Source organism: Frankia sp. KB5 (genome assembly GCF_002099325.1).
Classification (GTDB): domain Bacteria; phylum Actinomycetota; class Actinomycetes; order Frankiales; family Frankiaceae; genus Frankia; species Frankia casuarinae.
In genome coordinates this window covers 1-11,333 of record NZ_MRUJ01000016.1, presented here as the reverse complement: position 1 = coordinate 11,333, position 11,333 = coordinate 1, and the positions used below count along the sequence as shown (strand labels likewise).

The following is an 11,333-nucleotide window of genomic DNA, read 5'->3' as shown; positions in this document are numbered from 1 at the left end:
GGCAAGGGGCCTAGCGGGGTGGGCCGCTGACCGGTGCGGCGGCGGCGCGTTTGACGGTCTTCGGGTCCATCCGGCGAATCAGGAGGGAGGTGATGATCACGAGGAAGAYGCCGACGACGAGACCGGCGACGATGTCGGTGAGGTACGCCGAAGCGCTGTGGTCGAAGAAGGGGTCGTCAACGACCTTCGGGTTCACCGGCTTCTGGTTGTCCGGCCGCAGCACGCCGGCCAGGGTGATGCGGTTCAGGTCACCGACCGAGGCCATCGACGCGAAGCCCCAGCGGGCCGGCGCGATGTAGCTGATCTGCTCCAGACCGGGCGTGCCCTTCACCGGCACGATGCCACCGCTGAAGATGAGCTGGGCCATGGTGATCAACACCAGGAGCGGCATGGTCTTGTCCGCGTTGTCGACCATCGCCGAGATCACCAGCCCGAGCATGGCCGACGCAAGCGAGACCACGATCACGGCGATGAGCAGTTCGAGCAGGGCGTTCCCGAGCACGACGCCCCTGTCCGGCGTTCGCCCGRCAAGACCGATCAACGTGAACGGGATCGCCTGGGYGACAGTGATCACGATAAGAACGAGGATCTTCGAACCGACATACGCGGTCCGGGACAGACCGATGGCTCTCTCTCTTCGATAGATCGCCCGTTCCTTGACGATCTCTCTGACCGAGTTCGCCATGCCCATGAAACAGGCACAGAGAACCATGATCAAAAGAACTGTCGGGGCATCCGAGTTCGGCGAGAACTGTTTGGCCTGTTCGGCCGTGAGATCAAAGTTCCCGCCGATGGCCCTGGGTATCAGCCCGAGCAGGAACGGGAAAGCGATGATGAGCCGCAGGTATGACTTGTCGGATGCGACGACCGCCATTGTTCGTCGGCTCAGCGTCACGAGCTGCGAGATCACCGACTGCTGCCGCAGGGACGGCAGCTCCTCGGGAGCCGGCCGGGCCGACGGAGCGGTGATCGAGGCGGGCACGTAGTAGCGCGAGTTGCGGAACTTGGCTGCCGACTCGGCCCCGGGCGTCGCCTCCAGGGTGAGGAAGACGTCCGGGTAGTCCCGCTTACCGAAGAAGGGCAGCGCGTCCTGCGGCGGACCGAAGTAGGCCACATAGCCGCCGGGAGCGAGGACGAGGATGTAGTCGCACAGATCGAGTTGGGCGACGCTGTGGGTGACCACGATGACCGTCCGRCCGTCGTCCGCGAGCTTGCGCAGCGACTCCATGACGTTCTTGTCCATGCCCGGGTCGAGGCCGGAGGTCGGCTCGTCGAGGTAGAGCAGGGTCGGCCGGGTCAGCAGCTCCAAGGCCACCGAGGTCCGCTTGCGCTGGCCGCCGGACAGCCGGGAGACCTGGGTGTTGGCGTGCTGGGTGAGGCCCAGCTCGGCGAGCACCTCATCGACCCGGGTGCGCCGCTCCGCCTTCGTGACGTCCGGCGGGAAGCGCAGCTCGGCGCCGAACTCGAGCGCCTTGCGGACGGTGAGCGAGGTGTGCAGCAGGTCCTCCTGCGGCACGTAGCCGATCCGGCGCCGCAGTTCGTCGTACTCGGAGTAGAGGTCCCGGCCGGCGTAGCGCACGGTGCCCTTGTCCGCGGGGCGGAAGCCGGTGAGCGCGTTGAGCAGCGTCGACTTGCCCGCCCCGGACGGCCCGACGACGCCCAGCAGCGCCCGGCCGGGCAGCTTGAACGTCATGTCGTGCATGAGCTGCTTCTGACCGGCCCAGACGTTCAGGGCGTCGGCCTCGAAGCTGACGTCACCGGAGTCGATGTACTCGACGAGTTGGTCGCCCTCAAGCTGGAAGACGTGGTGACCGACGGCGATGACGTCGCCCTGGCCGACGGACGCCCGGTTGATCCGACGACCGTTGACGAACACGCCGTTGGCGGAGTCGAGGTCGGCGATCTGCAGGCCGGACCGGCCGATGTAGAGCTCGGCGTGCCGGCGGGAGGCGAGCAGGTCGGTAATGACGATGTCATTGTCGCGGGCACGGCCGATCGACATCGTGCCCGGGCGCAGCCGATAGGTGGTTCGCCGCTCGTGCTCCTGCTCGAGGCTGGTGACGCCACTCACCCGTTCGCCCTGGTCCTGGTCGTCGTAGTCGTGCCCGCGCTGGGACGGATCGGTCGGCCCCTGATGCKAGGTCCCGCGCCCACCTCGCGAGGAGCCCGTGGGCCGTGGCGGAGAGTAACCGGCGGCATTGGGCAGCATCGTCTGCATGTCGTAACCGGGGTCGTACTCCGGCTCGTCCAGCGGCCTGCGGCCTTCCGGCACCTGGGGATGGATGACGACCTCGGGCCCGGTCGGAGTGCCGAGACGAAGCCGTACCTCAGCGTGCACCGGGACGGTCTCGGGCATGCGCTGCCCGTCGATCCAGGTGCCGTTGGAACTGATGTCCCGAACAACCCACCCGCTGCCGGTCTGCTCAAGGAGGAGATGGCGACGGGAGACCCGGCTGTCCGCTATGACGTAGTCGGCGGTCCGGGCACGGCCGACGATGAACTGCGCCTCGGCCGGCACGGTGGCCGCACCGGCCTCGGTGACGACTCTCAGGAAGGTCGTCTGCACGTGTTTCCCCCTTCGCGACGGGACGCTGGCCGGGATGTCCCGCCGAACTCCACCTTGTCACTACGTTGTGCGGTGTCACTACGTTGTGCGGTTTTACCAGGTACTGCGGTGCCACCATGGCGTGCCGGGTCACCACGTCGCGCGGCCACTCGGGCCGCCCGATCACGCCGGATGCCCGATCGTAGCGTCGAGGGATGACCTTGATCCACCCCGGGTGACGATTTACCACCAGCTGAACGGCGATCGTTGCCGTCGCGTCGACTTCCGGGCATCTCTCGGGTTCCTGCCGCCTCATGATCGGTCGATTTACCGGTTGCCCTGCTCGAAACCTTCCGGGCTGCGTCACCCTGGGTGATCAGATCGTCTCGGTGACCGTGCCGCGAAAGCTCGGTGACCGTGCCCCGGAAGTGACGACGATGACGCATGTCCCCCGTCCGGCACCCTATGAGAATGACGGCCGACGGTCCCCGACAGTGGCATCTGTCGCCGATCCGACCAGCGACCGCAGGCCTCGGCGGCACCCGGGACGCACKCCACGAAAGCGGACGATCAGCCAACGGACGACCACCAGAAATCGGCTGATGAAACGCCGGGAGGTGCCGCGCGTCGAACGATCGTCGACAGGTCGACGCACTCCGGGAAGGACGTAGTCCGGGAAGAGAGGGGCCACAGGCGGCCTCGACCGGATCCGATCCGGGCCCCGGCCGGGGGGAGTGCGGTCGGTACGGCTCGACCACCGCGCGCGAGGCATTCCGGACCGGCACAACTGTGGCGGAAATCATGTCAGGGCTCAGGGTCGCCACTCAGGACTCAGGACGCCGGGAGCACCACGTCCTCGGCAGTTGCGGTGAGTGAGAGACCGGTCGCGTTCGTGGATGCCTCGACGATGCGGAGGTTGAATGGCAGACCGGAGATCGGGATCGGGATGGACGGCAGGAGTTCTCCGGGGACGCTGAATCCGAGGTTCACAGCTCCGGTGAGCTTCACCTCGCTCGGCACCAGGGTGAGCATGTTGTTCCGGACCTCGAACGTCGTGATCCCACCGACCTGCTGGGTACCCAGCACCGGCACGTTGACGGTGCCAGTCACCTCGATCTTCTTTCCTCCGTCGACCGGCTCCACCTGCACCTGCTGCCCGGCGAGGTAGGCGTTGAGGTCGTTGTAGGTCATGCCCACAGTGGCCCGCACGCGATCGACGGGCACCTGTCCGACATTGTCGGTGATGGCATCACCGAGCGGTACGTGTACACCCTTCAGATTGGCCTTCACCGACGAGATCTTCGGGCCCGGCGTCGGGATGCCCTCGATCTCTACTCCGATGTTGGTGAACTTTCCGAACAGGACCTGGGTAAGGAACGGGAATCCGCCGATGCTCACGCTCTTGACCGTCGGGACAGGATCACCCGGCTTGATGTTCTCGGCTACGCCGGCCTCGACCTGCTTGCGCATCTGATCCTTGGCTATCACCACGCTGACCCGGTCGCCCACGACGAACAGGACGATCAGGGCGACCAGCGCGATGAGCAGTTTCCGGCGCCGGCGACGCGGCTTGGCGGGCACGGCGGGCGTGCCGCCGCTTGGCGCCCCGGCGAATCCCTCCGGGCCTTTACCACCCCCGCCGACGGCGCCGGGCAGCCGATCGTGGGGTCCGCCGCCCTCGCGGGCGGTGATGTTCCCCATCCCCATGGTCCCGGGCGTCRCGCCCAGGACCGTGGTGCCGTCGTAGCCACCCTGAGCGCCGGAGCCGGCCCACGGCTCATAACCGGCCGRCGGCTCATAACCGGCAGGCCGGTCGCCCCTCCGGGTCGGCGCGACCGGCCGCGCCGGCCGGAACGAGTCCGCGGGCGGCGGTGGTCCCACCGGGGCGCCCGGACGGGCCGGCCTGTTCTGGTTCGCGGGCCGCGTCCCATCACCGTCCGGAGGCATCCCATGGGTGCTGTCCGTAGGCTGCTGCCCGTCACCGTCACGTCCGTCGTTCACCGGTCCATCTCCTGCCATGCTGCGCCGGAGCACGCCGTCGCCCTGTCGATGTCCGCCTGGCGGTTGTCCTGTGCCTGGCCCTGCCGGATCGTCGCATGCTCCGTGCTTTCCGCACGGCCGCGGGTCCGATCTATCCGTGCGACATCGGTGTCGGATTACCGACTTGACCGACCAGACCGGGCAAACCAGATACCATCGGTCGCCGCCCGGAGCATGATCCGCCAGCCGCCAGCCGCCGCCAGCCGCCAGCCGCCAGCCGCCAGCCGCCACCAGCTCACACCTCCAGCGGGAGCTGCGCCACCGGAGTGGCCCGTCTGGCCGGTGCGAGCCGGAAAACGTCGCCCCGCGGGGCGGCGAACGCCTGCCAGAAGTGGTCCGCGACCACCCCCGGACGTAGCGGGCCCGCGGCGTCCACCCTGCCGTCGAGAACCACCGTGCGCAGCCGGACACCCCGCGCGGCCAGCATCGGCCGTACCGCATCGGCGAGGGCGGCGAGGCCTGCCTTGCCGATCGCCAGCGCGAACCGGCCGGCCACCGGCTCGGTGCGCGATCCGGCCGTGGTCAACAGGATGGTCGCGGCCGGCCGGTCCACGAGGAGGTCTGCCGCCACCTGCACCGCGGTGAGCGCGCCCGTGACGTTCACCGCAAGGGTCTGGTTCATCGTCTCGGCCTTCACCGTGAGGGCGCCGCCGCGGATGCTGAGCTTGGCGTTGTAGACGAGCACCGTCAGCCCCCCGACGTCGGCCGCCACCCGCTGGATGGCCGTGGTGAGGGCCGGCTGGTCGGTGACGTCGGCGACGGCGCCGTGCACCGCCAGGCCGTCCTCGGCGAGCTCGTCCCTCACCCGGGTCAGCGTGTCGGCAGACCGGGAGACGACCCCCAGGGCGAACCCCTCCCGGCCGAACCGGCGCAACAGGTCGGAACCGAAGCTCGCCCCCGGTCCCACGACGACGAGGCCGCGGGTCGCCGGGGCGAACTCCGGGTCCCCAGCACGGTCCCCGGCATGGTCACGATCACGGTCGACGCCACCGCCCGGCCCGCCGGGGTGACCCGGAGCCGGCTCGCACGGTCCGGTGCTCATGGCCTCATCCTGACGGAGACGCTGTCCGGACATCCCGGGGATCGACGCTCCGCCCGGCCTGATCGGGCCGGGCGGAGCCGGTCGGCCGCTCCGAGCCGCCGCGCCCCCGGTCTTCAGGGGTGGGCCCGCTGCTCCCGGGCGGCCTCGACGGCTGCCCGGGCCCGCAGCGGCGCGCAACGGTGGTAGGCCCAGCCCAGGGCCGCACCGACGATGACCGCCGGGATCAGCAGGAAGAGCAGGACAACCACACAGGCGGCAATGGTCTCCACACCCTTGGTCTACCCGGGCGCACCGGGTCGACCCGGGTCGACCCGGTGCGCCCGGTAGTGCCCTCAGGCGACGAGAACCCCGGGGTTGAGGATGCCGGCCGGGTCCAGCGTCCGTTTGACCGCCCGGAGCACCTCGACGCCGAGATCGCCGATCTCGGCGTCGAGCCAGGGCCGGTGCTCCGTTCCGACCGCGTGGTGGTGGGTGATCGTGCCGCCCGTGGCGACGACCGCGTCCGTGGCCGCGGCCTTGGCCGCCCGCCAGCTCCCGATCGGGTCGTCGCCCTCGCCGCAGACGACGGTGAAGTAGAGCGAAGCCCCCGTGGCGTACAGATGAGAAATGTGGCACATGACGACCGGTGCCAGGCCGGCGGCGGCCAGCGTCGTGGTAAGCGCGTCTCGGACGGCCGCGTACAGCCCGGGCAGCGCCGTCCAGAATCCCGCCGTTTCCAGGGTCTCGGCGAAGATGCCCTGGTCCAGCAGCGCGTCGCGCAGGTAGGGCGCCCGGAACCGACCCTGCTCCCAGTCCTGGCCGGCCGCCGCGCCGAGCCGCCTGGCGCCCCCGGCGAGCAGAACAGCGGCGACCGCCGCGGAACGCTGTTCCACCGCGCGATCGTCGCCTTCGTAGCCGGTCACCAGGTAGCAGCCGACGGCGCCGCCCCCGCGCTCGCCGCCCGACCGGGTCGGCCGCGCGAGCCCCGCGACGGTCTCCGTCTCGTCGGACAACCGGCATACCGTCGGCCGCAGGTCGCCGGCGGCGAGTGAACGCAGCAGCCGGGTGCCGGTCGCGAAGTCGGGCACCGACCAGGCCTCGTAGCCGCGCCGGGCCGGCAGCGGCCGGACCCTGACCACGACCTGGGTGATCACCCCGAAGGCGCCCTCGGAGCCGAGTAGCAGCTCCCGCAGGTCCGGTCCAGCAGCCGACGCCGGGGCGCGGCCGAGCTCCCAGCCACCCACCGGCGTGGCCACCCGCAGGCCGACGACCAGTTCGTCGAACCGGCCGTAGCCCCCGGACGCCTGGCCGCTGGACCTGGTCGCCGCGTAGCCACCGATGGTGGCGTACTCCCAGGACTGGGGGACGTGCCCGAGCGTGAGACCGTGCTCGGCCAGCAACGCCTCGGCCCGAGGGCCCCGCAGCCCGGCGCCGAGCTCCGCGGTGCCGGAGTCGGGATCCACCCGGCCGAGCCGGTCCAGCCGGGCGAGGTCGAGGGCGACGACGGCACGGTCGCCACGCTCGGGCGGCGCAAGGCCGCCGACGACCGAGGTACCGCCCCCGAACGGCACGACCACGAGGTGCTCTCTGGTCGCGACCCGCAGCACGCCGAGCACCTCGTCATGATCGGCGGGCCGGATGACCGCGTCGGGCGCGGCGGAGGCGTCCCCGGCCCGCAGGCGCAACAGATCGGTCGTCGAGCGGCCCCGGCAGTGCCGGATGCGCGCGACATCGTCCACCCGGACCTCGCCGTCCCCAACGACCGCCGCGAGCGCGGCCCGGGCCGGATCCGGCAGCCGCGACGCGGGCAGGCGTACCTCGGCGAGCGGGACGGGCGGGCGAGGACGGGCGGGAATGCCGAGCCGAGCCAGCAGCAGGCGGGTGGAATCGGGCAGTGGGTCATGCGCCTCGGCGGGGCCCCAGCCCCACCAGACGGATTCGGCCAGGACGATCTCACAGGCTTTCTCGTGGGCCTCGTCGGTGCTCGTCATCGGCGTGCGTACCGCCTGTCCGATCCGGTGGTGCCTCGGTAGAATCTCCTACGAGACAGTGTGACAGCCAACGTCACATTGTCACAAGGTCTCGTCCTACGATGACACATCCCGCGCGGCGGCGCCGCTCCCCGCGCCCGTGGCGACGGGCGGGAGGAAGGGCTGCCGGATGGCTCTCGCCGGCGAGGAGGCCGTCCTCGACGCGGCCAAGGCGTCCCTGCTGGCGGTCGGGGTCCGGCGGACCACCCTGACCGAGGTAGCGCGCCGCGCCGGAGTGAGCCGAATGACCCTCTATCGACGCTGGCCGGACCTGCGCTCGCTGGTCGGTGATGTGATGACGCGCGAGTGGACCCAGGTTGTGACGGCCGCGTCGGCCATGGCCCAGGCCGGGCCGGACGGCGGGCCTCCGGACGGCGGGCCTCCGGACGGCGGGCTGGTCGACGATCTCGTCGAGCACATCATCGCGACGGTGGAGGCGTTCCGCACCAACCCGCTCTATCTGCGGATCATCGAGACGGATCCCGAGCTGCTGATCCCGTACCTGATCGAGCGACGTGGCGCCACCCAACAGATGATCCTGGACCTGCTGACGAGCCAGTTCCGCACCGCCGAGGCGAACGGCGCCGTGCGGCCCGAGGACCCGTCGGCGCTGGCCCTCATGGTCCTGCTCGTCGTGCAGTCCTTCGTCCTGTCCGCCGAGGCCCTCGGCTGCGGTGTCCCCGCGGCGACCCGGACCGCCGAACTGCGCCGGCTCCTGCGCGGCTACCTCGCGCCGGAACCGGTCAAGGAGAGCATTGGGGGATCACCATGACGGTTCTGACGCTCCCGCCGACCACGGCGACCTCGTTGAACGCCGGGCGGCGGGAACGGGAGCTGGCCGCCGTCGCGGCTGGCGGCCCGGTGGACCTGCTGGTGATCGGCGGTGGGGTCACCGGGGCTGGGGTGGCCCTGGACGCCGCCTCCCGCGGCCTGTCCGTCGTCCTCGCCGAGGCGCACGATCTCGCCTTCGGCACGAGCCGATGGAGTTCCAAGCTCGTTCACGGCGGGCTGCGTTACCTGGCCACCGGAGATGTGGCGCTGGCGCGGGAGAGCGCCGTCGAGCGCGACATCCTGATGCGGCACACCGCGCCCCATCTCGTGCGGGCGCTGCCCATGCTCACCCCGCTGACCCCGGGAGTACCGCGGTCGAACGCCGCGCTGGTCCAGGCCGGGGTGTGGCTCGGCGACCTGCTGCGCCGCGGCGCGGGCACGCCCCGCGCGGTCCTGCCCGGCCCACGCCGGCTGACCGCCGTGGAGACGCTCGGGGTGGCTCCCGCGCTCCGGGAAGCCGGACTGCGCGGCGGGGTGCTGCACTGGGACGGCCAGCTCGTCGACGACGCCCGTCTCGTAGTCGCGCTGGCCCGGACCGCAGCCGGATTCGGCGCCCGGATCCTGACCCGGCTGCGGGTGACCGGCCTCGACGGCGGCGGCCTCGACGGCGGACCCCGCGGCCCGAGCCGGCACGGTTGTCGTGGGATCGAGGCGACCGCGGTGGACACCCTCACCGGTACCCGGATCACCCTGCGTGCGCGGACGGTGGTCAACGCCACCGGCGTGTGGGCGCCGGCCCTGGCTCCGGGGATCCGGCTGCGGCCGAGCCGCGGCACCCACCTCGTGCTGCGCTCCACCGTCCTGGCCGGGACCCGCGCGGCGCTGTCCCTGCCGATGCCGGGTGAACGGAACCGGTTCGCGCTGGTGCTGCCCCAGGACGACGGCCGCGTCTACGTCGGGTTGACCGACGTGCCGGTCGAGGAGGTCGTCGACGTCCCGGTGCCCGACGAGGACGAGATCGCGCAGCTGCTGGGCATCGTCTCGAACGTGCTGGCCACCCCCATCGACCCGGCGGACCGGCTGGGCGCCTTCGCCGGCCTGCGCCCACTGCTCGACACCGGCACCGACCACACCGGCACCGACCACACCGTCGTTCCCCACAGCGCCGCCACCCGTACCAGCGCCGCCCGCACCGCCGATCTCTCCCGACGRCACCTGGTGCGGACCGACCCGGGCGGCCTGGTCACGGTGGTCGGCGGCAAACTGACGACCTATCGACGGATGGCCGCAGACGCGGTGGACGCCGCCGTCGCGGTGGGCGACCTCGACGCCGGCCCCTGCCGTACCCGGCGACTCGGCCTGGTCGGTGCGGCACCTCGATCGGTCCTCGCCACGGTGGCCGCGCCGCGCCGTCTGGTCGAGCGGTACGGGACGGAGGCACCGAGGGTGCTGGCCCTGGCCGACGGCGACCCCGACCTGCTGGCACCCGTCGCCGAGGGGACGCCGGTCACCGGCGCGGAGCTGCTGTTCGCGGTGCGGGACGAAGGCGCGCTCGACCCGGCGGACCTGCTGGATCGCCGGACGCGCATCGGGCTGGCTCCCGCCGACCGCCGGGCGGCCCTGGGCCCGGCCCGGCAGCTGTTCGACCATACGCTGACGCGCTAAGGACCAGCACCGCTGCGAGTGCTGCGGGATCGGGGGCGGTCAGGGCAATGCGTCGACGGTCAGCACCGCGATGCGCTCCAGATGCGCAGGGGTGTCACCAAAAGCAGGAATCTGGCGTTTGGCCCGCTTGTAAAAGAAGTGCGCGTCATGTTCCCAGGTGTAGCCGATCCCCCCGTGGTACTGGATCATCGCCGCGGTGGCGTCCCCGGCGGCCTGGTTGGCCTTGCTCTTCGCCACCGCGAGCGCCAGCTCCGCGTCGGGCAGGGCAGTGTCGAGCGCGTGCGCCGCGTACAGCACCGCATGCTCGGCCATCGTGACAGCGACATGCAGATCGGCGAGATGGTGCGCGAGCGCCTGGAACGAACCGACCGGYCGGCCGAACTGCACCCGATCGATGTCGTGGGCGACGGTCCGGGTCAGCGCGGCCCGCGCGACACCGACGAGGTCCGCGGCCGTGAGCAGGGCGCCACGACGGACCAGGTCCGCGGCGACCGCGGCGTCGGAGGCCGGCAGCCGGGTCGCGGCCGCGTCGGCCAGAGACAGCGAGGCCAGCCGGGTGGTGCCGTCGAAGCCGCGCTGGGTGGTGACCGTCACCCCCGGGCCACGCGGATCGAGCAGATAGAGCCCGACCCCGGCGGGGCCGACGGCGGCGACCACCACGAGCCCGGCGACCTCGAGATACTCGACGCCGGACGCGACACCGCCCAGCCGACCGCCCGCGGTCGCGCGGACCGCGATGCCGGTATGGTCGTATCCCCCGCCCGGGCCCCGCAGCGCCACGGTGGCCACCAGGTCACCGGCGGCGAGGGGGGCGAGCACCGCCGCCGCCTGGTCCGCCGAGCCGGCGAGCCGCACCGCCTCGCCCGCGAGCACGGTCGGCAGCCAGGGCCCCGGGATCACCCCCGCTCCGAACGCCCGCGCGATGATCTGTGCGTCGAGCAACCCGAGCCCGAGACCGTCGAACCGCGCGGGCACGCACACCGCGAGCCAGCCCTGTTCGCCGATCGCCTTCCACAGCTCGGGGGGGTGCCCGTCACCGTCGGGATCGGTGAAGACCGCGCGGACGGCGGTCAGATCGAAGCGGTCGGCCAGGAAGTCCCGGACGGTGGCGGCGAGCGCGCGCTGCTCGTCGGTGAGGGCGAAGAACACGGGCTCGGACCTCCGGAGGCGGGGCGAGGCGGGATCAGCGAGATGAACAGGCCCGGGCACAGGCACAGGCCCGAATCGCGACCATAATCATGATCCGCGTGGCAGGCCGAGG

At 71.6% G+C, this 11,333-nt stretch carries 8 protein-coding genes; 2 read left to right on the top strand and 6 right to left on the bottom strand.

The annotated features are described in order from the left end of the window. Positions 1-10: 10 nt before the first annotated feature. The 5 genes from KBI5_RS01540 to KBI5_RS01525 form a co-directional block, all read right to left on the bottom strand. Complete coding sequence (locus KBI5_RS01540; RefSeq protein WP_085014106.1) at positions 11-2,566, bottom strand: FHA domain-containing protein; 2,556 nt, start codon at positions 2,564-2,566, stop codon at positions 11-13. An 810-nt stretch (positions 2,567-3,376) separates the two neighbouring features. Next, positions 3,377-4,546 carry a DUF2993 domain-containing protein gene (locus KBI5_RS01535; RefSeq protein ID WP_241882599.1) on the bottom strand — a complete coding sequence of 390 codons (1,170 nt, stop codon included), beginning with the start codon at positions 4,544-4,546 and terminating at the stop codon, positions 3,377-3,379. 274 nt (positions 4,547-4,820) lie between these two features. After that, entirely contained in the window at positions 4,821-5,627 is an 807-nt protein-coding gene (locus tag KBI5_RS01530; RefSeq protein ID WP_011435396.1) for an SDR family NAD(P)-dependent oxidoreductase, read from the bottom strand. Positions 5,628-5,740: 113 nt separating this feature from the next. Beyond that, positions 5,741-5,896, bottom strand: a complete 156-nt coding sequence (locus KBI5_RS26790) for a hypothetical protein (RefSeq protein ID WP_023841015.1) — start codon at positions 5,894-5,896, stop codon at positions 5,741-5,743. Positions 5,897-5,959: 63 nt separating this feature from the next. Further along, positions 5,960-7,597 carry an FAD-binding oxidoreductase gene (locus KBI5_RS01525; protein ID WP_023841016.1) on the bottom strand — a complete coding sequence of 546 codons (1,638 nt, stop codon included), beginning with the start codon at positions 7,595-7,597 and terminating at the stop codon, positions 5,960-5,962. 169 nt (positions 7,598-7,766) lie between these two features. On the opposite strand from KBI5_RS01525, the gene KBI5_RS01520 reads away from it, so the two are divergent. Beyond that, positions 7,767-8,408, top strand: coding sequence for a TetR/AcrR family transcriptional regulator (locus KBI5_RS01520; RefSeq protein ID WP_085014105.1), 642 nt, complete (start codon positions 7,767-7,769; stop codon positions 8,406-8,408). Beyond that, complete coding sequence (locus KBI5_RS01515) at positions 8,405-10,072, top strand: glycerol-3-phosphate dehydrogenase/oxidase (RefSeq protein ID WP_085014104.1); 1,668 nt, start codon at positions 8,405-8,407, stop codon at positions 10,070-10,072. The genes KBI5_RS01520 and KBI5_RS01515 overlap by 4 nt, the downstream gene beginning before the upstream one ends. A 39-nt stretch (positions 10,073-10,111) precedes the next feature. On the opposite strand, the gene KBI5_RS01510 is transcribed toward KBI5_RS01515, so the two are convergent. Next, positions 10,112-11,221: an acyl-CoA dehydrogenase family protein gene (locus KBI5_RS01510; RefSeq protein WP_011435392.1), complete on the bottom strand. Its 1,110-nt coding sequence runs from the start codon at positions 11,219-11,221 to the stop codon at positions 10,112-10,114. Positions 11,222-11,333 lie beyond the last annotated feature (112 nt).